Source organism: Chryseobacterium sp. C3, from assembly GCF_014218905.1.
GTDB lineage: Bacteria > Bacteroidota > Bacteroidia > Flavobacteriales > Weeksellaceae > Chryseobacterium > Chryseobacterium mucoviscidosis.
Window position 1 is genome coordinate 228,421 of the sequence record NZ_JACLCU010000008.1, and the last position, 18,507, is coordinate 246,927.

At 36.2% G+C, this 18,507-nt stretch carries 26 protein-coding genes and 1 tRNA gene; 21 read left to right on the forward strand and 6 right to left on the reverse strand.

Features of this window, described 5'->3' with window-relative positions:
- Window positions 1-13: 13 nt before the first annotated feature.
- Together H6W53_RS18095 and H6W53_RS18100 are read right to left on the reverse strand one after the other, a co-directional pair.
- On the reverse strand, window positions 14-559 hold the full coding sequence (locus H6W53_RS18095) for a phage tail protein (protein ID WP_185208784.1): 546 nt from the start codon (window positions 557-559) through the stop codon (window positions 14-16).
- Between the two features lie 37 nt (window positions 560-596).
- Window positions 597-1,142, reverse strand: a complete 546-nt coding sequence (locus H6W53_RS18100) for a phage tail protein (protein ID WP_087707788.1) — start codon at window positions 1,140-1,142, stop codon at window positions 597-599.
- A 270-nt stretch (window positions 1,143-1,412) separates the two neighbouring features.
- Between H6W53_RS18100 and H6W53_RS18105 the strand changes: the two genes are divergently transcribed.
- From H6W53_RS18105 to H6W53_RS18170, 14 genes are all read left to right on the forward strand, one after another.
- The gene (locus tag H6W53_RS18105) at window positions 1,413-2,177 is read left to right on the forward strand and encodes an enoyl-CoA hydratase/isomerase family protein (RefSeq protein ID WP_185208787.1); all 765 of its coding nucleotides are present in this window, start codon (window positions 1,413-1,415) and stop codon (window positions 2,175-2,177) included.
- A gap of 167 nt (window positions 2,178-2,344) precedes the next feature.
- Window positions 2,345-3,583, forward strand: a complete 1,239-nt coding sequence (locus tag H6W53_RS18110) for a cation:proton antiporter (RefSeq protein ID WP_185208789.1) — start codon at window positions 2,345-2,347, stop codon at window positions 3,581-3,583.
- A gap of 64 nt (window positions 3,584-3,647) precedes the next feature.
- Window positions 3,648-4,265 (forward strand): hypothetical protein, encoded by a 618-nt coding sequence (locus H6W53_RS18115; RefSeq protein WP_108411091.1) that lies wholly within the window; start codon window positions 3,648-3,650, stop codon window positions 4,263-4,265.
- Window positions 4,266-4,269: 4 nt separating this feature from the next.
- Window positions 4,270-4,806: a hypothetical protein gene (locus H6W53_RS18120; protein ID WP_185208791.1), complete on the forward strand. Its 537-nt coding sequence runs from the start codon at window positions 4,270-4,272 to the stop codon at window positions 4,804-4,806.
- Window positions 4,803-5,093, forward strand: coding sequence for a winged helix-turn-helix domain-containing protein (locus tag H6W53_RS18125; protein WP_076395182.1), 291 nt, complete (start codon window positions 4,803-4,805; stop codon window positions 5,091-5,093). The genes H6W53_RS18120 and H6W53_RS18125 overlap by 4 nt, the downstream gene beginning before the upstream one ends.
- Window positions 5,094-5,159: 66 nt before the next feature.
- Entirely contained in the window at window positions 5,160-5,450 is a 291-nt protein-coding gene (locus tag H6W53_RS18130; RefSeq protein ID WP_185208793.1) for a hypothetical protein, read from the forward strand.
- Between the two features lie 24 nt (window positions 5,451-5,474).
- Complete coding sequence (locus H6W53_RS18135) at window positions 5,475-6,314, forward strand: metallophosphoesterase (protein ID WP_185208795.1); 840 nt, start codon at window positions 5,475-5,477, stop codon at window positions 6,312-6,314.
- Window positions 6,314-6,688 (forward strand): hypothetical protein, encoded by a 375-nt coding sequence (locus tag H6W53_RS18140; protein WP_185208797.1) that lies wholly within the window; start codon window positions 6,314-6,316, stop codon window positions 6,686-6,688. Before H6W53_RS18135 ends, H6W53_RS18140 begins: the two co-directional genes overlap by 1 nt.
- Window positions 6,689-6,699: 11 nt before the next feature.
- Entirely contained in the window at window positions 6,700-7,014 is a 315-nt protein-coding gene (locus H6W53_RS18145) for a hypothetical protein (RefSeq protein ID WP_185208799.1), read from the forward strand.
- Window positions 7,015-7,017: 3 nt separating this feature from the next.
- Window positions 7,018-7,503, forward strand: coding sequence for a Coq4 family protein (locus H6W53_RS18150; protein WP_185208801.1), 486 nt, complete (start codon window positions 7,018-7,020; stop codon window positions 7,501-7,503).
- 2 nt (window positions 7,504-7,505) lie between these two features.
- Window positions 7,506-7,796: a hypothetical protein gene (locus H6W53_RS18155; protein WP_185208803.1), complete on the forward strand. Its 291-nt coding sequence runs from the start codon at window positions 7,506-7,508 to the stop codon at window positions 7,794-7,796.
- Between the two features lie 8 nt (window positions 7,797-7,804).
- Window positions 7,805-9,181, forward strand: coding sequence for a DUF4153 domain-containing protein (locus H6W53_RS18160; RefSeq protein ID WP_185208805.1), 1,377 nt, complete (start codon window positions 7,805-7,807; stop codon window positions 9,179-9,181).
- A 167-nt stretch (window positions 9,182-9,348) separates the two neighbouring features.
- Complete coding sequence (locus H6W53_RS18165) at window positions 9,349-9,888, forward strand: hypothetical protein (protein ID WP_185208807.1); 540 nt, start codon at window positions 9,349-9,351, stop codon at window positions 9,886-9,888.
- A gap of 52 nt (window positions 9,889-9,940) precedes the next feature.
- Window positions 9,941-10,453 (forward strand): hypothetical protein, encoded by a 513-nt coding sequence (locus H6W53_RS18170; protein ID WP_116095999.1) that lies wholly within the window; start codon window positions 9,941-9,943, stop codon window positions 10,451-10,453.
- 79 nt (window positions 10,454-10,532) lie between these two features.
- Here the strand turns inward: H6W53_RS18170 and H6W53_RS18175 are convergent, their stop codons facing one another.
- From H6W53_RS18175 to H6W53_RS18185, 3 genes are read right to left on the reverse strand one after another with little or no spacing between them, the layout of a single operon-like run.
- Window positions 10,533-11,216 carry an FKBP-type peptidyl-prolyl cis-trans isomerase gene (locus H6W53_RS18175; RefSeq protein WP_185208809.1) on the reverse strand — a complete coding sequence of 228 codons (684 nt, stop codon included), beginning with the start codon at window positions 11,214-11,216 and terminating at the stop codon, window positions 10,533-10,535.
- A 29-nt stretch (window positions 11,217-11,245) separates the two neighbouring features.
- Window positions 11,246-11,695 carry a D-aminoacyl-tRNA deacylase gene (gene dtd, locus H6W53_RS18180; RefSeq protein WP_185208812.1) on the reverse strand — a complete coding sequence of 150 codons (450 nt, stop codon included), beginning with the start codon at window positions 11,693-11,695 and terminating at the stop codon, window positions 11,246-11,248.
- Between the two features lie 2 nt (window positions 11,696-11,697).
- Entirely contained in the window at window positions 11,698-12,150 is a 453-nt protein-coding gene (locus tag H6W53_RS18185; RefSeq protein ID WP_087712075.1) for a hypothetical protein, read from the reverse strand.
- A 109-nt stretch (window positions 12,151-12,259) separates the two neighbouring features.
- On the opposite strand from H6W53_RS18185, the gene greA reads away from it, so the two are divergent.
- The 7 genes from greA (at window position 12,260) to H6W53_RS18220 (ending at window position 18,235) form a co-directional block, all read left to right on the forward strand.
- A complete protein-coding gene (gene greA / locus H6W53_RS18190; protein ID WP_076395207.1) occupies window positions 12,260-12,730 on the forward strand; it encodes a transcription elongation factor GreA in 471 nt (156 codons plus the stop codon).
- 54 nt (window positions 12,731-12,784) lie between these two features.
- Window positions 12,785-13,174, forward strand: coding sequence for an HIT family protein (locus H6W53_RS18195; protein ID WP_185208814.1), 390 nt, complete (start codon window positions 12,785-12,787; stop codon window positions 13,172-13,174).
- 74 nt (window positions 13,175-13,248) lie between these two features.
- Window positions 13,249-14,436 carry an ATP-dependent Clp protease ATP-binding subunit ClpX gene (clpX, locus tag H6W53_RS18200; RefSeq protein WP_087712079.1) on the forward strand — a complete coding sequence of 396 codons (1,188 nt, stop codon included), beginning with the start codon at window positions 13,249-13,251 and terminating at the stop codon, window positions 14,434-14,436.
- A gap of 77 nt (window positions 14,437-14,513) precedes the next feature.
- Window positions 14,514-16,541, forward strand: a complete 2,028-nt coding sequence (locus H6W53_RS18205) for a T9SS type A sorting domain-containing protein (protein WP_185208816.1) — start codon at window positions 14,514-14,516, stop codon at window positions 16,539-16,541.
- Window positions 16,542-16,547: 6 nt separating this feature from the next.
- Window positions 16,548-16,769: a signal peptidase gene (locus tag H6W53_RS18210; RefSeq protein WP_185208818.1), complete on the forward strand. Its 222-nt coding sequence runs from the start codon at window positions 16,548-16,550 to the stop codon at window positions 16,767-16,769.
- 61 nt (window positions 16,770-16,830) lie between these two features.
- The gene (locus tag H6W53_RS18215) at window positions 16,831-18,117 is read left to right on the forward strand and encodes a peroxiredoxin family protein (protein WP_185208820.1); all 1,287 of its coding nucleotides are present in this window, start codon (window positions 16,831-16,833) and stop codon (window positions 18,115-18,117) included.
- A gap of 44 nt (window positions 18,118-18,161) precedes the next feature.
- Window positions 18,162-18,235: transfer RNA gene (locus H6W53_RS18220), tRNA-Met, on the forward strand.
- Window positions 18,236-18,336: 101 nt separating this feature from the next.
- Here H6W53_RS18220 and H6W53_RS18225 read toward each other — a convergent pair.
- A partial coding sequence (locus tag H6W53_RS18225; protein ID WP_185208822.1) for a transposase occupies window positions 18,337-18,507 on the reverse strand: 171 nt, incomplete at its 5' end.

Below are 18,507 nucleotides of genomic sequence, written 5' to 3' on the forward strand. Positions count from 1 at the left end.
TTTAGGTTATTAATTATTGTCTTGATGGATATATACCATTTACGCAGATAATATAATTAAGACCAAGGTAAGGTGGCATATTGTTAACAGGCACATTTTGCCCTGTAAACGTTACTGAAGCTCCATTAATTTGTGTATTAGGAGCCGCATCTGTAAAACTTGGAACAGGTTGAAAATCTCTTCCTGCATATGTTCCTGAAACAGCAATCGAAGAATTACCCGAAGGAGTTGCCGTTGTTGCATTCGAAGAAGAAACTCTTAGCTGGCTTATCATTGATGGAAGATTTGAGCTAAGAAGAGTATTGGTTGGTGTTCCTGCTGCTTCTCCCAAAGCAATATTTTTTCCTGTGTTTGAAGTTCCAGCCCCGATAGGTGTTCTTCCGTTAAGGTTAGGCAAAGCGAATGTTGTTCTTCCATCTCCGCCATAAGTTGTTCCCAAGATAGCGAAAAGTGCCTGATTTTGGCTGATACTTAGTATTGCACCGTTGCATAGCATATATCCTCTTGGTGCAAAATCACCTGCAAATAATTTGATGGTTCCTATTAATTCTTCGTCCATGATTATTGTATTAATTTGTTAGTACTTTAAAAAAAAATTAAGGTCTTGAAGGATAAATTCCCTCTACACAAATGATGTAGTTAATTCCTAAATATGGAGGCATATTATTAACCGGTAGATTCTGTCCTGTAAAAACAACAGATTGTGGATATAATACCGTGTTAGGTGCTGCATCTACAAAGCTTGGAACAGCCGTAAAGTCTCTTCCCGCCTGTATACCGCTTACTGCGATTGATGTATTTGCAGTAGGCACAGAAGTTGTTGCATTAGATGATGAAACCTTTAGCTGGCTCGCAAAACTCGGTAGATTAGAAGAAAGTAAAGTATTTTGTATTGTTCCTCCTACCTCTCCTAAAGTATAAGATCTTCCGGTATTTGAATTCCCCTGACCGATCGGAGTACGTCCGTTAAGATTTGGCAGGGCAAAAGTTCTGATACCATCACCACCGTAAGTTGTTCCTAAAAGTGAGAATAAAGCACTGTACTGTGCAATGCTTAGTAAAGCACCGTTGCAGAACATATAGCCTCTAGGTGCAAAATTGCCTGCGAATACTTTAACTACGCCCATTAATTCGTCGTCCATGATAATATAATTTTTCAGTTTTTTTAATTCCTACTCTGTTTATGGCTTTTCGGATGCCGCCAGAAAATCTTTAAAAACTTATGTCGTATTGATATGTCAAAGTAACGGCAATAGCATGATGCATGGTAGAGTAGAAAATACCAAATTGAAGATTCCGTATTTCTACGTAATGAGAATTGTAATGAACACCGGGAGTATAAAAACTTAAATAAAATCTTCCTCAAAATCCCTGTATTTAGTATTTTTGTGTAAATCCAATTAAAACTAAAAATGAACGAATTTGTAGTATCAGAACTGAAGAACAATATTGCCGAAATTACATTCGGAACTCCGAAAAGCAACTCGCTTCCGGGAGCCATTCTTGAAAAACTGGCACAGACCATTCTTGATGAAGGTGCAAAAGAAGAAGTAAAAGCCATTCTTGTAAAAAGTGAAGGTGAAAAAGCCTTTTGTGCAGGAGCGAGTTTTGATGAACTTCTGGAAATTGAAGAACTCGAAAAATCAACAAAATTTTTCGGGGGCTTTGCAAAAGTGCTGAATGCGATGAGAAACTGCGGAAAAATAGTCGTGGTAAGAGTTCAGGGAAAAACTACAGGAGGCGGAGTAGGAATTGCGTGTGGAGCAGATTACTGTTTCGCTACCAAAGATTCAGCTTTGGCATTAACGGAAATAAATTTAGGAATAGGACCTTTCGTGATCGGACCTTATGTGGAAAGAAAAATCGGAAAGTCTCAGTTTTCAGCCATGGCAATTGATGCAGACTTCAGATCGGCAGAATGGGCAGAACAGCACAATATTTATCATTCGGTTTCAGAAACCATTGAAGAAATGGATACCAAGCTGGAAAAATTCCTTCAGACACTGGCTTCAAGAAGCAGCGATGCTTTAGCTTTAATTAAAAAGGTTTCGTGGGAAGGAACAGATCATTTTAACGAACTGATGCCTGCAAGAATTCATATGAGTGCAAGTCTGATTCTGGAAGATTCTGCGAAGAAAAATATCGAAGCCATCAAAGAAAGATTAAGAGCGAAGTAACTGCTGTTATTTTTATGATACAACCGTCAATTTTTGGCGGTTTCTTTATTTTAATCTGATTTAAAAAAATAAAATTTATTATCTTGTAGATTCAAAATGGTTATAAATATATCATGATAGCTTAAGTCTAAAAATAGCAGATATCATGATGATCAAAAACTAATACAATGGGATCTTACGAAATCTTTATTTTGCTGATTTGTCTTTCAGCAGCATTTGCTTTTATTAATCAGAAATTTTTAAGACTGCCTTTTGTCATTGGTTTGTTTTTTCTTTCTACTGTGCTTTCCGTAGTTGTACTAAGCTCACAGTTATGGATGGATATAGATGTTGAGAAAATTAAACATTATCTTGAGAATTCAGGGCTGGATACGCTTATTATAGATGTTTTTCTGGGCTTTTTGCTTTTTGCGGGAGCATTGCATACCAACTGGGGAAACCTGCGTTCGCAGATAAAATCCATTACAAGTTTTGCTTTGGGAGGAGTAATTATTTCCACAGGAATTATAGCTGTTGTGTTTTACTTTGCTGCAGGACTTTTAGGATTAGAAATAGATCTGGTATATTGTCTTCTATTTGGTGCATTGATTTCTCCTACCGATCCTATAGCCGTACTTGGTATTTTGAAACAAGCAGGAGTTCCCAAAAAGACAGAATCTGTAATTGTTGGAGAAAGTTTATTTAATGATGGAGTAGGTGTGGTTCTTTTTATTGCTTTACTGGATACTTTGCGGGTGGGAAGTTTCAGCTTTGGTCATTTTGGAGTGCTTTTTATTCAGGAAGCTGTTGGAGGGATATTGGTAGGATTGGTTTATGGTTACTTTCTGCATTTGCTTTTAAAAGCAGTAGATCATTATGAAACCGAAATATTAATCACACTTGCATTTGTGATGGGTGGTTATTATGTTGCAAATTATTTTCATATTTCGGGTGCCTTATCTATGGTTGTAATGGGGTTAATGGTAGGGAATTTCCGTACCAGTGTTTCTATGAGCGATACAACACAGGAATACGTAAACAAATTCTGGGAATTGGTAGACGTGGTTTTAAATGCTTTATTATTCATCATTATTGCATTTGTCTTAATTGAAGTGGATTTTAAGACGGAATATGTAATTCTCGGTTTGTTATCTGTTATTATTGTACTTTTTACGAGAGCATTTCTGGTATATCTTCCGCTGAGTATTTTTCCTAAATTTTTTAATCTCAACAGAAGCGATGCCCGTATTATTTCATGGGGAGGATTACGTGGCGGACTTTCACTTGCTCTGGTAATCTCTCTTCCCGGTAGCTCTGCAAAAGAAGTATTGCTTGTAGCAACTTACTTTACCGTATTATTCAGTATCCTCATTCAGGGCTTAACGATAGGTAAGGTGGCTGCGTGGAGCAAAAAATCTGATAATTAAAATTTTCAAAAAATATTTTGCAGATTAAAAATAAATAATAACTTTGTAATTCAAAGTTCTTTTTATGGAATCAAAAAACTATCACGAAGACTTATCACACATTCGCTCCATGATGGAGCGTTCTTCCCGGTTTATTTCTTTGAGCGGATTGTCCGGAGTTGTTGCCGGTTTAGCAGCAATTATCGGAGCGGTATACGTTTATTTTGTCTTTCAGAGAGAGGGGATTGATTATTTTGATGGAGAAAGAAATATTTTTGGACCATCATTAGTGAAAGAACTTGTCATCATCGGCATTGTTATTTTAGGGGTTGCACTGCTCAGTGGTTATATTTTCACAGCCAATAAAAGCAAAAAGAAAGGTTTGAAGATCTGGGACGCAACAACTAAAAGACTTTTGGTTACCTTTGCAGTTCCTTTGGTAACGGGAGGTTTCTTTTGTCTGGCGCTTCTTTATCATCATCTTTTTGTGTTTATTGCTCCGGCAACATTGCTGTTCTACGGATTGGCTCTGGTAAGTGCGGAACGATATACCTTAACGGATATAAAATATTTAGGTTATTGTCAGATTGTTTTAGGATTAATTTCCTTATTCTTTTTAGGATGGGGACTGGTTTTCTGGACAATCGGATTTGGAGCTTTGCATATTGTTTATGGATTGATAATGCATAAGAAATACAAATAGAATTGTGAAAAAATGGGGGATATTTTTAATCATTATTTTTGCAGTTGTGTTCTGCAAAGCTTATTTATTCCGGATATTTTTTTCATATGACATAATTAAAGAAAGAACGGTTTTAGATATCACTAAAGAGAAACTGAAAAATCGGTTAAAGGAAACTGGAAGTAATACATCTGTAGAAGATCTCATTCAGAACTCTTTGAAAGAAACTGCTTCTACCCTTAGTTTTTCATTTGATAAATGTGATCATGAAACGGATAAATTAGTAGAAACCAAAAAAGCAAACTGTATCGGTTATTCGGCATTTTTAGCTTCTGTTATTCAGTTTAGATTGAAGCAGAGCGGACTGCAAAATGATTGGAAGGTTCATCATAACGTCGGAGAAATTTATTTAATGAATGAAAATATCAACAGACATTTTAATTCTGAATTTTTCAGAGATCATGATTTTGTAACCGTTGAAAATGTAAAGACAAAGGAAACAATCGGTGTTGATGCAACAGTGTATGATTATTTCAGAATAGACAGGATAAAATTAAAATGATAAATATAAATCAACTCAATAAAGAATTCGAAAGCCGTGTAAGATTGGGCATTATGTCTGTTCTCATGGTAAACGACTGGGTTGATTTCTCAGAAATGAAAAGCCTGCTGGAAATAACGGACGGAAATCTTGCCAGTCACAGCAACGCGCTGGAAAAAGCAGCATATATAGAAGTGAAGAAAGAATTTGTAGGCAAGAAACCCAAAACATCATATCGGGTAACCCAAAGTGGAAGAGAAGCCTTTACAGAACATCTTAATGCTTTGGAAAAATTACTCGGAAAATAGAGATTAAATTTTTTTATTTTTAAACTTTGAAATACAAAGTACTTTTAATAATTTAAAATGAAAATTATGACTTTAGAAAAACAAAAAACAACCATCATTTTCGCTATTCCCGCATTATTGATGCTTACGGCATTTTTTGCCAATCTTTTTGCAGAAGGCTGGAACTGGTCTCCTTCCGATTTCATTATTGCCGGAGCTTTACTTTTCGGAACCGCATTCTTCATCAATCTGGTCATCCGTTCTAAAAAATCTTTACGGTATAAACTGATGATCTGCTTTGCGATTTTATTAGTTCTGGCTTTAGTCTGGATCGAACTGGCAGTCGGGCTTTTCGAAACTCCTTTTGCGGGAAGCTAACATTGTAAAAAAACTAAAACATAAATGAACAGGAAAACATTTTTAAAAAAGATCTTTCAGCTTTCTGTAGTGGGAGCATTTCCTCTTCTCTATTCATGGCAGATCGAACCGTTTTGGCTTGAGTTTGTAGAACGGAAACTTCCAATTAAAAATTTACCCCAAAATCTTGAAGGAAAAATCCTGATGCAGATTTCCGACCTTCATGTTGGAACCCGCTTCGACTGGAATTTCATTATCGATTCTTTTCAGAAAGCTAAAAAATACAATCCCGACTTCGTGGTGTACACAGGAGATTTTGTTAATCATGGAGGAGCTAAAGAAACGGAAGACCTTAAAAAAGTGATGGAACATGTTGTGTTGGGAAATCTGGCAACATTTGGAATTCTGGGAAATCACGATTACGGAAAAGACTGGCAGGATCTTCAGTCGTCCGACAATATCTGCAATATTCTGGAAAGCTTCGGAATCACAATGCTGAATAATGCGCAGCAGGAAAGCAACGGACTGAATTTTATCGGTTTTGAAGATTTATGGTCGCCCAATTTTGCACCGCAGAAAGTGATGAAAGATTATGATCCTTCCAAAGCGAATATTATTCTCTGTCACAATCCCGATGCCTGTGATAAAGATATCTGGAATGGTTATAAAGGTTGGATTCTTAGCGGACATACGCATGGAGGACAGTGCAGAATTCCCGGAGTCATTACGCCTCTGCTTCCCGTGAAAAACAGAAAATATATTTCCGGAGAAATTGATCTTGAAGATGGAAGAATGCTTTACATCAACCGTGCGTTGGGACATTCTTTTCAGGTTCGCTTTATGGTGCGTCCGGAAATTACGGTTTTTACTTTAATGCAAAGATAATGATGAAACTGGGACTAAAAATTTTTGTATTGGGAATATTGGTGATCATAATTTTCACCATAGATTTTCCATTAAGAGAGAAAACACTGTATGGTAAATACATCAATACAAATTACGAAAATCCGATTTGCTGTGTTGAAGCTCCTCATGAACCGGATACTTTGATCTTATTCCGTGACGGACATTTTGAAAGCGGATTTTATGGGAAAGGTCGGTTTGAGGTTAGTAACGGGCTTGTTTCCAGAATTATATTGCATTATATAAGTGATGGAGAACCAGCATTAGGTAATACTTATTTTTCGAATAAACTTTTTGAAAAGCCAAAAATTATTCTGAATGCAGACATGAATCATGTCTATACTAAAATCGATTAAAATTATAAACTATGAATGAAAAAACAATCATAACTATCGGGAAAACTCTGTTTTGGCTTTCATTTATTTTAGGAAGCATCTCTTTGTTCGGGTATGCTCTTACTAAAAATGATTTACTTGCTGAAGGTGGAATTTTGGTTTTGGAATATGGATTTGTAGTTAATATGATTGTTCTTGTTACTCTATTAATCTACGGAATTGTTCATAAGAGTAAACTCAATGCCTGTCTTAAATCTTCAGGAATTATGCTGATTAATATTCCCATAGCAATAATTTATATCATCATTGGAGTTCAGCTTGTTTCAATTAATTTTTTAAACCCATAAACTATGAAAAAAATACGTGTCAAATTTCTTCTTTTCGTTTACAATAAAACCCAGAAACTGTACAGAACCTATTTCAAGAAAAAGAAAAGGCAGTGGCAATTTACCGAAAAACAACTGCTGGAGTTTCAGGAAGATTCTCTGGGCAGAAAATTGGGAGAATTTTATAAAAAACATGGTTTCACGATGATTCCCAAAATGGAAAATCACGATGTTCATCATCTTATTACAGGATGCGGAACCAATTTCGAGGACGAAATCGCCATGCAGTTTCTCCTGTTAGGAAACGGAAAACTCAACGCCCATCTTTTGGCAGCGATTGTTTTGGGAAGCCTCATTTTACCGGAATATTACAAACTCTACATCAATGCCTACAAAAAAGGACAAAATATGCGTCCGTTTTACCAGTGGGATTTTGAAGCTTTGCTCTGGCAGAATTTTGAGCATCTGAAAGATTTCATTCAACAGAAGAATACCGCTGTTTTGCATTAATCATGGAACGAATAAAATTTAGTCCCGTCGGAAAAAGTCTGTTTCTGATTTCATGGCTGCTTGGAACCATCATCTTATTGGCATTCTGGATCTCCAAATCTTGGTTTTTTGTCTGGCTCGGATTTTATTATGTCGTTATTGCCGTTGTTATCAACATGATTGTTTTCTGCTCCGAATTGCTGACTTTTTTAACCGATGTTTCAGATAAAAAATCGCACGGAAACTCAGCTTTGCTGATTTTGTTGAATATTCCGATTGCCGCCTTTTACTTTTTTATTTTCATCAACATTTAAACTAACCTATGAAAACACATCACTATATATTTCTTACGACCTTGCTTTTTGTCATTGTATTTTATGATCAGAATGTAGGTCTCAATCTCGGAATTATCGGAATTATTTATGCCGTGCTTACTTTCTTCAGAACACCTGAAAGAAACCGAACCAAAACGTTTATTTTTCTTTTCGCAACGAGCATTATTTCGAGTGCTGCGTTTGCGTGGTACGGAGATTTTCAGTCCTTTCTGGCGGTTGTCAGTTCACTGTTATTGTTAGGATACAGATCCCGAAACCGCAAGATGAAAATCCTTTTGCTGGTTCCGGTTTTTGTGACGAACTGCTTTACAGAGTTTTTCAGAATCCTGAATTTCGATGCATGGCTTCCCAAAAGAAACGTTTCCGGTTTGTGGCAGAAAACACTGGCTTTTGTCATAATTCCTTTAATTCTGATCTCCGTTTTCTTCGGAATTTATTCCGCAGGAAGCGATCATTTTGCCAATTTATTCACCAATGTGGAGCTTAATGTCAATTTCTGGCAGCTTTTTGCTATGATTGTTTTAGGCTTTTTTATCGCATTCAATTACTGGAATTTTGCCGTTGAACGGTTTATTTACAAAAGCAACAGATTGCTGGATAACAATTTCGGAGAGAAAGATAAAATTCAGAAAGCCACCTATTCTTTTCTTGATCTGGATGCAGAAAGAATGAGCGGCGTGATTTCTTTAGTATCGCTGAATATTCTGCTAGTCTTTTTCATCATCACCTACAATTATGAACAGTTCTACGAGTCGGTAAAAAGTCCTGTAAAACTCTCCGAAGAAACACATGAAAGAGTAAATGCAGTCATTCTGTCGATCATCATGTCGATTCTGGTGATCATGTTTTACTTTAAATCGAATTTCAATTTTGATCCGAAAGCCGGATTGATGAAAATGTTAGCCAAAGTCTGGATTTTCCTGAATGCCGTTCTCGTTATTTCTGCCATGGTGAAAAACTCAGAATACATCATCAATTATGGTTTTACCTACAAAAGACTGGGTGTTTATGCATTTTTGATATTGGCTTTAATTGGCTTGGTCACCACTTTTATTAAAATTCAGAAGCAGAAGAGAAACGTTTTCCTTTTCAATACGATGGCTTGGTATATTTACGGAGTAATCCTCGTTTGCAGCTACATCAATTGGGGCGGAATCATTACTTCGGAAAATATGAAGCGGAAAGATTTTGCTTTAAACTACCATAAAACTCAAATTAATTTCAGTGAGAAGCAATTGCTGAATTATGCCGAAGAACATCACAACGATGCCTTAAAATCTGAAATTCTGAATTTAGAAAGAGTGAAATTCCAGAAAAATGAAACATTTCTTTCTCAGGTTTTGTATTACCAGAATTTAAAGTAAGAAGATCTTCGGTCAAACCTCACAGGTTTCAAAAACCTGTGAGGTTTTTTCTATTATTCACAAATTAGCCATCAAAAAAGGCATCTCAAATTAGCAATGGAACAATTTTGGCATCTCCATAAACTTTAAAATCAAGGCGGTTTATACCGCACTTAAAAATTATTATTATGAAAAGATCCTTATTGCTCATCCCATTATTTATTATTTCCTGTAAAAAAGAATCTGCTCCTGCTGAAACCCAGAAGAATGATTCAGTAATCGTAAGCGAGCAACCCGATACTGCTCCGAAAATGGATTCCGCAGCCGTAAAGATGAAGGATTCCGTAATCAACAATGCACCGAAAACAAAAGAAGTTCTTAAAACAGGAGTGATGAGAACGGTAAAGGATGGTAAAATTACCAGAACTGTAGATGCAGAACAGTTTCCGATTACTTTAGGAGAAGAATTTACGAAAGACGGACAGGAATTTACTCTTAAAATCATCAATTTCGATCAATCTAAAATAAAGGCAAAAATTTCGACCAATGAAAAGGATTTCAACATCCGCTTTAACCAGATCAAGCTTCCCAATGGAGATTTCGACGGACCTTTCGGAAGAGAAATTACTTATGATGTAAAAGATAAAGGTGAAGTCTGGCTGATCATCGGCAAAAGCAATATGGCTTCCGGTAATACCAAAGGCAGTTTTACCGTAAGTGTAGAATAATTTTCATCATTTTGGTACAGTTTATGCAAACAAAACTTTAAAATTTATCATTATGAAAAATATATTTTTGACGGCGGCAGTAGCTTCAGTAGCTCTTGTAAGTTGTGGAACGGTGCAGTCGTTGGTTCAGAATACATTTCCTTATACAGCCAATGTGTTAGTTTCCACAGGAGTTCCTGCTGATAAAGAAGTTTCTTCCACTTCCACCGCTTCTAATGTTCAGACGTGGTTTGGAGGGAATAACAATGCAAAAATTAAAGACGTAAGAATATCGGATGCAAAAGTTTCTGTTGTTTCTCCTACAGGAGGAAGCCTGAATGCTTTCAAATCCATAAAAGTATACATTTCATCCAGCGGAACGGCCGAAAGACTGGTTGCTTCTAGAACTAATATCTCTACCGATGCTTCAAGTTTAAATCTTGATCTTGCGACCTCAGGATTTTTGGATGAGGTGGTAAAAAGTACGGGAGTTACCGTAAGAACGGTTTATGAATTAAAGAACCAGACAAGTTCTGACATGAACCTTAGAATTGCACTAAATTTCAGCAGCGTTCCTGCGAATTAGTTTTTTTATAAAAGTTTATTTTAAAAAAACGTCTTTCAGATTTCTGAAAGACGTTTTTGCTGTTTTTTTATAAAAAAGATTATTTAAAATCTACCAGTTCCACATCAAAAATAAGGGTTGCTCCCGGAGGAATTACGCCACCTGCTCCGTTGTCTCCATAAGCAAGATCAGCCGGAATATAGAATCTGTATTTTGCACCTTTCGACATCAGCTGGATTCCTTCTGTCCATCCTTTGATCACTCCTGAAATATTTAATTCGATCGGTTGTCCTCCGTTTTTATCCGTAGAATCGAAAACAGTTCCGTCCATTAATTTTCCGGTATATTTTACGTTTGCAGTGCTTGAAGCAGTTGGTTTTGCTTTGCCGTCACCTTCTTTAAGGACTTCATACTGTAAACCGCTTGCTGTGGTTTTTATATTCTTGTTCAGTTTATTTTTAGCTAAAAACTCAGCACCTTTCTTTTTGTTTTCCTCTGCTTTTACTTTTGCTTCAGCCTGTTTTTTTTCGTTCTGCTTCTGCATAAAGCCCTGCAAAAAGGCTCCCATTTCTTCTTTAGGGAATAAACTTGCCTTATCTCCGAAAGCATCTTTAAAACCTTGTGTCAATAATTCAGGATCTGCCGGAAAGCCTTGCTTCTTCATGTTTTCAGCAATATCAAGACCGATGTAGTAAGACGCTTTCTGCTCGTCTGTGTAAGTTTTCTGAGCGAATGCAAGATTTACTCCTGTTAAAAGAACTAAGGTAAATAACGTTTTTTTCATTGTTGAATGTAAATATATTTTCTGCGAATTTAAGCTTTTGTAACGGAATCCATCACAATTGTTACCGGTCCGTCATTAATTAACGAAACTTTCATATCTGCTCCGAAGATTCCGCTTTCGGTTTTTAGTCCGGATTTTGAAATTTCTTCTTTAAAATACTCAAACAAAGGAATCGCTTTATCCGGTTTTGCGGCTTTAATGAAAGAAGGGCGGTTTCCTTTTTTATAATCGGCAATCAACGTAAACTGACTGATGCATAATATCTCTCCCTGAATATCCTGAACAGAAAGATTCAGTTTCCCTTCTTCATCTCCAAAAATCCTGAGGTTTAAGATTTTCTGTACAAGCCAGTCTGCGTCGCTTTTTTCATCATTTTCATCAATTCCTACCAGAAGCATTAGTCCGTTTCCGATTTCCCCGACCACTTTTCCATCCACTTTTACGCTGGATTCTGAAACTCTTTGTATGACAACTTTCATTATTAATAATAAATATTTAAAATTTTCCCAGCAGGATCATAATTATAAAGATACGTTTTCGGCTGTACATTGGCTACAGCAGTGGGTTGTCCGGTTAACAAAATCCATTGGGCATTGTCTTTCGGGCATACAATTCTGATATTGTCCTGAACTTCCAGAGTGGTATTGTTGTCGGGACAGATGTGAGGCGCGTTTCTGTCGTAGGCTTTAAAAGAATTGTCCGATGCTCTTACTACAATTAATCCTTTCGTTCCGGATTGCTGCTCATTGATGTAAACCCAGCCACCAACCTGATTCAGAGCGTAGTAAGCAGGGAGGTTCAGATTTAGCGTAACGTTGATCGGATTACTTGGAAAGCAACTTACGGTGTCTTCACGGCTTCCGCAGGAATGTATAGATAAATTACTGAAAATCAATAATGTGATGATAGATAATATTGAAAAAGTTTTTTTCATTTCAATTTAAATTTTTATATATTTGTAAAAATTAAACGATTATTACACGAAAACATTGTCCGGCAAATGTCGGATTATTTTTTTATACTAAAACTAAATTTTGAAAATTATGGCAAGCTATGTTACAAAGGAGGGATTAGAGAAAATGAAAGCTGAGCTGGAACAGTTGGAAACTGTAGAGAGACCAAAAATTACTCAGCAGATCGCAGAAGCAAGAGACAAAGGAGATTTGTCGGAAAATGCAGAATATGATGCGGCAAAAGAAGCTCAGGGAATGCTTGAAATGAGGATTTCTAAGCTGAAAGATGTGATCTCCACTTCAAAAATCATAGACGAAAGTCAGCTCGATACTTCAAAAGTTTCAATTCTTACTACGGTAAGACTTAAAAATAATGCAACCAATCAGGAGCAGGTGTTTACACTGGTTCCGGATAACGAGAGCGACCTGAAATCCGGAAAGATTTCGGTAAACACGCCGATTGCAAAAGGATTGCTTGGAAAAGCGGTAGGAGAAACGGCAGATATTACTTTACCAAACGGAAACAAACTGTCTTTTGAAGTATTGGACATTACCCTGTAATGAAAGAAAAAGAACTGAAGTTTAATTTCTAATCAAAAACATTTTTAAGTAAAAATGAGCACAATATTCACAAAAATCATCAATGGCGAGATCCCCTCATATAAAATTGCCGAGGATGAAAACTTTATTGCATTTCTGGATGCAATGCCTTTGGTAAAAGGACACACGTTGGTTGTTCCCAAAAAAGAAGTTGATTTAATTTTTGATCTGGACAGCGAAGAATACAAAAACCTTTGGGGTTTTTCTCAGGAAGTTGCCCAAAAAATTAAAAAAGCAATACCTTGTGTGAGAGTTGGTGTGGCTGTTGTAGGATTAGAAGTTCCTCATGCACATATTCATCTCATTCCGTTAAATACCGTGGAAGACATGAATTTTAAAAATGAGCGACTAAAACTTACGGGTGAAGAATATACAGAGATTCAGAACTCAATAATTAATTCTTAAAAATAAAAGAAACTCGTAAAGCAGATTTTTACGAGTTTCTTTAATCTATACCTTATATATTTAGATATAAAAAAATGAATTCAAACCAATGTTCTTTCTGCGGAAGAAAGAGAAATGAAGTGCAGATGCTGATTTCAGGTCAAAACGGCTTTATTTGCGAAAATTGTATCGAGCAGGCTCATGCAATCGTGAAAGACAGCAGTTCAAAATCAGGTTATGCTCCGGCAGAAAATATAAACGAACTTAAGAAACCGAAAGAAATTAAAGAATTTCTCGATCAGTACGTAATCGGGCAGGATCAGGCAAAAAAACAATTGTCGATTGCCGTGTACAATCACTACAAAAGATTACTTCACGCTCAGGACGAAAACAGAGAAGTAGAGCTGGAAAAATCGAACATCATCATGATCGGTGAAACAGGAACCGGAAAAACGTTACTGGCAAAAACCATCGCCAGAGAACTGAATGTTCCATTCTGTATTGTGGATGCTACGATTTTAACGGAGGCAGGTTATGTAGGTGAAGATGTGGAAAGTATCCTTTCAAGACTTTTAATGGTTGCCGATTATGACGTGGAAAAAGCCGAAAAAGGAATCGTTTTTATTGATGAAATTGATAAAATCGCCAGAAAATCAGACAATCCAAGTATCACAAGAGACGTTTCCGGAGAAGGAGTTCAGCAGGGATTACTGAAACTGTTGGAAGGCAGTATTGTAAATGTTCCGCCACAGGGAGGAAGAAAACATCCGGATCAGAAATATATTCAGGTGAATACACAAAATATTCTGTTTATTGCAGGTGGAGCCTTCGACGGGATCAAAGAGATCATCGAAAGAAGAATGAACAAGCAGGCAATAGGTTTCAGCTCGGAAAAAATTAACAAAACGGATGAAGACGAATACATATTAACCAATATTAATGCCATCGATCTTCGTTCTTTCGGTCTTATTCCTGAACTTTTGGGAAGATTCCCGATCATTACTTATCTTGATAAGCTTACCAAAGAAACAATGGTAAGAATTATGAAAGAACCTAAAAATTCAATTGTCAATCAGTTTATCGAACTTTTTAAAATGGACGGAACAAATCTGAAGTTTACGGATGGAGCCATTGAAAAAATTGTTGAAGAAACTATTGAAAAAGGTTTAGGAGCAAGAGGTTTGAGAGGAACCACAGAAAAGGTACTTGAGGATTATATGTTTTCTATAGGTGAAGAACAGGAGATCATATTAACAGAGGATAATATTTTTGTTAATAAATAAAATATTTTTGTTTTTTAGTAAAAAAAACATAACTTTGCATTTGAGATATTGTATTAACACACAAATATTTATATACAATGAGAAAAAGTTTATTTGCTATTGGTTTATTGGCAGCTACTTATTCTGTTCAGGCGCAGAATGTTCTAGTACACGTAGATGACGCTGCTACTACGTATGTAAGTGAAGGTACTTTGGTATATAGTGGAGGAGGATTCCAGACCAGAGGAGCTGGTATCGTAGATGTTCATGGGAACATTATGGTAGATGCTTCTTCAGCGGACGCTTTCAAAACAATTACTACTGGTGGTGCTAACAAAACAGATGGTGGAAACATCGTCTTAAGACTTAATACACCAGGAAGTTACGATTCTTCCACTTACGGTCAGCTTTACATTAATGGTATTTCTGCGGCAAATCTTACCGGTGTGGTGAGTAAAGAGTACAGAACGGCTAAAAATGGTAACGGAAACTATTTCCAGCAAATGGCATTACCTTTTGCAGGAAAAGCGTACAGTACTTTATCAACAGAGTTGAACAAGTCTTTCGGTACTACAAGAACTCTTAACAACCCGGGATATGTTAATAATGATTTGATCTTATCATGGAATAACGCAAATGCCGTTTCAGATCATGTTACGAATCTTGCCAACACAACTCCTAATTTTCCGGCATATTACATGTTAGGCTCGAGATCAAACAATCTTGATTTAAGTACTCCACCATCAACTTTACCCACTATTGCACCTACTGCTACAGGTAGTGTTTATACATTAAGCGGTGCTCCGGTGCGTTCTGAAGATCTTACAGCCGTGAGTTTGCAGAATGCAGGAAATGTTTCTTTTGGAACGAACGGTCTTGGATATAATACTTATGGAGAGCAATATGCAACTTATCTTCAGGATCAGTTCTCTAATACAACAGGGAAATTCGTAGGAAACTTCGGTAAAAATATTTATCAGTTTGGAAACCCTTACTTTACTAATCTTGATTTATCAAGGATTGGATATGTTGAAAACACTGGGGTAACGGATGGAAATGCTGTGTCTAATATTTGGGGAGTAAAATATACAACGGGAACAGTCGTTAGTTATGCTGGAGGAAGCAACGGAGGTGGTGGAACATACACTACCGGTGCTCAGGTTCAGACATATACTACAGGAGGAGTTCCTGTTGGAGATACAGGTTTACTTATCAAGCCAATGCAGACCTTCGTGTTGAAATTGAGAGACAACACAGCACAGACATTGAATTTTTCTACTCTTAGAAGATTCAACAGTACTGTTAGAGCTGCAAATGTAGATTATAATGTAAATGCTGCTAAATCTTCAGCGAATACAACCTTCGGACAAAAAGGAACTACCAATACTGTAAAACAGCTTGGAGTAATTGCTCTGGATGTTAATGGGAATGAAGTTGGAAGAACCTATTATGTCGTAAATCCAAACTTTACAACAGGACATCAGACATCATCTGCAACAACGGTTCAGGCTTCTGCTACAGGAGGAGATGTTATCGGTACTTTTGAAGAAGCTCCAGGTGGAGGTTATGATAATAACAATCTTAACTATTGGTTATATATTAATGAAGCTAACGAAGTTAATTTCTTAGGGAAGAATGTTAAGCTCGTTAATTATAATACCAATGTAGTTAAATCTTATAAATTTGAAGTTAAAGAAAACGGTGAATTGGTTAATAACGGAGTACATCAGTTATCTTCAGGAATCGGATTCTATTATAAGGCTGCTAACGGAAGTTTGCAGCAGGCAATTCAGGGAGGTACCACTTCAGCAATCGCTACTGAAGCGGATCTGTACTATGGAGAGCCATCCGGTATCGTATTAGCAACAAATGATACTAAATCGCCATCAAGAACATTGGTTGTTTACAATCCTGCAATTGATAACTATATCGTTAGATTTGATCCTAATTGGAAAAAAGCAGACATCGAAGTTTATGATATGAGTGGTAAATTAGTAATCTCTAAAAAAGCTGTTGAGACTTCTAGAGACTTCGTAATTGAATTGGATAAAAATATCAAAAATTCTTACGTAGTAAAAGTTGTTTCAGACAAAGGAGATATTGTTAACACAAAAATCTTAAAATAATTGAATATGAAAACTATTAATAAACTGGTCTCTACTTTTTTTCTTTTTGCACTATCATGGGTGAGCGCACAGGCACCCCCAAACCCTGGTGACGGGGGAACCGGAGGATCCGGTTCAGGAGGAACTGTAGTTTCCTCACCGATAGACATGTATGTGTATGCATTAGGAATTATTGCTGTATTGTTTATTGCATTTTTTACTAAAAGATATACAGCGAAGAAAGCATAAAATTTTATTAAAATAATATTAAACTCTCTGATTACTCGGAGAGTTTTTTTATTTTTACGCTATGAAAAAAATTTTTACAATATCAGCTTTAGCAGCTGCATTTTCATTACAGGCTCAGTTTACAGTCTCCATTCAGGCTCCTGCCGATTTTAAAGACCAAGACGCAATTTTATATACTCTAAACGGTTCTAAAGATATTATTGTAACGAATGAACAAAGTAAAGATAATACATGGACTTTCAAATATCCTAAGAATTATATGGGAATGATGAAAGTCTATTTTCCCAACTCCAACAACACGTTCAATTTTATTTCTGAAAATAAAAATGTAAGTGTTAAGCTTGAAACGCAGGCTAATAAAATAAAAGATATTGTTTATCTTGATGAAGCTAATGATATCATGAGTAAGCTTCAGGAAGGCTCACAGAAGAAGGAACTTATTCTGCCTGCTTTAGCACAGATCAAAGAATATTATAAAGACAATACGGAGTTTGGAAAAGCTTTAAAGACTGAAATCAACAGACTTTCAGGAAGCTCTTCCGGAATAGATCAGACGCAGCATCCTTTTATCTATTATTACAATACCAATTACAGTAAATTTTTGTCTGGCGATGCTTCTAAAAAAATAAATCAGGAAGAAATCATCAATTTTATTGATAAGTCTAACGATATGTTAGAAACATCATCATTATTAAGACCTATTTTAGTAAGCTACCTGAATTCGGGTGGTAATACTAATGTTACAGCCTCAGTGGATAAACTTTTAGACAGATTGAAAGTAGAAACTCCAAGAGGACAAACAGTACTTTCCGAATTGATCGATATTTTTGATGTATACGATATGCAGGATTTCAAAGATAAATATCTTAATCTAGCTAAAAATCTGAAATGTACAATTACCGACAGACTTGCTTCCACATTAAAATCTAATGCCAACGTTGAAATGGGAGCTGTTTTTCCTAATTATAAGTTTAATTCACCCGTTAATACTACTGCTAAATCTTTACAGGATATTAAGACCGATAAAAAGGTAGTTATTTTCTGGTCTTCCACATGTTCTCACTGTGAGAGTGAACTTCCTCAATTATTGGCTAAATATAGCGATTTGAAGGCTAAAAATGTTCAGATTGTTGGTTTATCTTTAGATGTGGATAAAGATTCTTATTCTAAAAAGATTGCAGCATTTCCATGGGTAAATGATTCTGAACTGAAAGGTTGGAACAGTACTTACGTAGATACATACAATGTTCATGCAACTCCTACGTATTTTATTTTGGATGCTAACAATAAGATAATCAGCAAACCAGAACATGTTGGTGATGTTTTGGAATATTTTAAGTTAAAATAAATTTGGAGGGAGTAAATATTTTTGTATATTTGCACCACCAAAACGGCGAGGTAGCTCAGTTGGTTAGAGCGCAGGATTCATAACCCTGAGGTCACGGGTTCAATTCCCGTCTTCGCTACAGATGAATAAAAGGTTTCGAGATATTTCTTGAAACCTTTTTATTTGATAAGCATCATAGTTTTCTATCTATAAAAATGGATCAGGCTCAAAAGTTGGGGGCTATACAAAAAGTTTAGTCAACCTAAATAGGAAGAAAGTTCTGTCTTTTACCCCTCGAAGCTGCATTCTGAAGTTTTTGATTTTGGCATTGAAGGATTCCGCAGCGGTATTGGTGCTTCTTTGATGAAAATAGTTTAAAATATCCCTGTAATGATTCATTATTGTTTTTCT

Excerpts from the sequence above, each read along its gene's own strand:
- H6W53_RS18095 (WP_185208784.1), bottom strand. The coding sequence starts at position 559 with ATGGACGAAGAATTAATAGGAACCATCAAATTATTTGCAGGTGATTTT.
- H6W53_RS18100 (WP_087707788.1), bottom strand. The coding sequence starts at position 1,142 with ATGGACGACGAATTAATGGGCGTAGTTAAAGTATTCGCAGGCAATTTT.
- H6W53_RS18105 (WP_185208787.1), top strand. The coding sequence starts at position 1,413 with ATGAACGAATTTGTAGTATCAGAACTGAAGAACAATATTGCCGAAATT.
- H6W53_RS18110 (WP_185208789.1), top strand. The coding sequence starts at position 2,345 with ATGGGATCTTACGAAATCTTTATTTTGCTGATTTGTCTTTCAGCAGCA.
- H6W53_RS18115 (WP_108411091.1), top strand. The coding sequence starts at position 3,648 with ATGGAATCAAAAAACTATCACGAAGACTTATCACACATTCGCTCCATG.
- H6W53_RS18125 (WP_076395182.1), top strand. The coding sequence starts at position 4,803 with ATGATAAATATAAATCAACTCAATAAAGAATTCGAAAGCCGTGTAAGA.
- H6W53_RS18130 (WP_185208793.1), top strand. The coding sequence starts at position 5,160 with ATGACTTTAGAAAAACAAAAAACAACCATCATTTTCGCTATTCCCGCA.
- H6W53_RS18135 (WP_185208795.1), top strand. The coding sequence starts at position 5,475 with ATGAACAGGAAAACATTTTTAAAAAAGATCTTTCAGCTTTCTGTAGTG.
- H6W53_RS18140 (WP_185208797.1), top strand. The coding sequence starts at position 6,314 with ATGATGAAACTGGGACTAAAAATTTTTGTATTGGGAATATTGGTGATC.
- H6W53_RS18145 (WP_185208799.1), top strand. The coding sequence starts at position 6,700 with ATGAATGAAAAAACAATCATAACTATCGGGAAAACTCTGTTTTGGCTT.
- H6W53_RS18150 (WP_185208801.1), top strand. The coding sequence starts at position 7,018 with ATGAAAAAAATACGTGTCAAATTTCTTCTTTTCGTTTACAATAAAACC.
- H6W53_RS18155 (WP_185208803.1), top strand. The coding sequence starts at position 7,506 with ATGGAACGAATAAAATTTAGTCCCGTCGGAAAAAGTCTGTTTCTGATT.
- H6W53_RS18160 (WP_185208805.1), top strand. The coding sequence starts at position 7,805 with ATGAAAACACATCACTATATATTTCTTACGACCTTGCTTTTTGTCATT.
- H6W53_RS18165 (WP_185208807.1), top strand. The coding sequence starts at position 9,349 with ATGAAAAGATCCTTATTGCTCATCCCATTATTTATTATTTCCTGTAAA.
- H6W53_RS18170 (WP_116095999.1), top strand. The coding sequence starts at position 9,941 with ATGAAAAATATATTTTTGACGGCGGCAGTAGCTTCAGTAGCTCTTGTA.
- H6W53_RS18175 (WP_185208809.1), bottom strand. The coding sequence starts at position 11,216 with ATGAAAAAAACGTTATTTACCTTAGTTCTTTTAACAGGAGTAAATCTT.
- dtd (WP_185208812.1), bottom strand. The coding sequence starts at position 11,695 with ATGAAAGTTGTCATACAAAGAGTTTCAGAATCCAGCGTAAAAGTGGAT.
- H6W53_RS18185 (WP_087712075.1), bottom strand. The coding sequence starts at position 12,150 with ATGAAAAAAACTTTTTCAATATTATCTATCATCACATTATTGATTTTC.
- greA (WP_076395207.1), top strand. The coding sequence starts at position 12,260 with ATGGCAAGCTATGTTACAAAGGAGGGATTAGAGAAAATGAAAGCTGAG.
- H6W53_RS18195 (WP_185208814.1), top strand. The coding sequence starts at position 12,785 with ATGAGCACAATATTCACAAAAATCATCAATGGCGAGATCCCCTCATAT.
- clpX (WP_087712079.1), top strand. The coding sequence starts at position 13,249 with ATGAATTCAAACCAATGTTCTTTCTGCGGAAGAAAGAGAAATGAAGTG.
- H6W53_RS18205 (WP_185208816.1), top strand. The coding sequence starts at position 14,514 with ATGAGAAAAAGTTTATTTGCTATTGGTTTATTGGCAGCTACTTATTCT.
- H6W53_RS18210 (WP_185208818.1), top strand. The coding sequence starts at position 16,548 with ATGAAAACTATTAATAAACTGGTCTCTACTTTTTTTCTTTTTGCACTA.
- H6W53_RS18215 (WP_185208820.1), top strand. The coding sequence starts at position 16,831 with ATGAAAAAAATTTTTACAATATCAGCTTTAGCAGCTGCATTTTCATTA.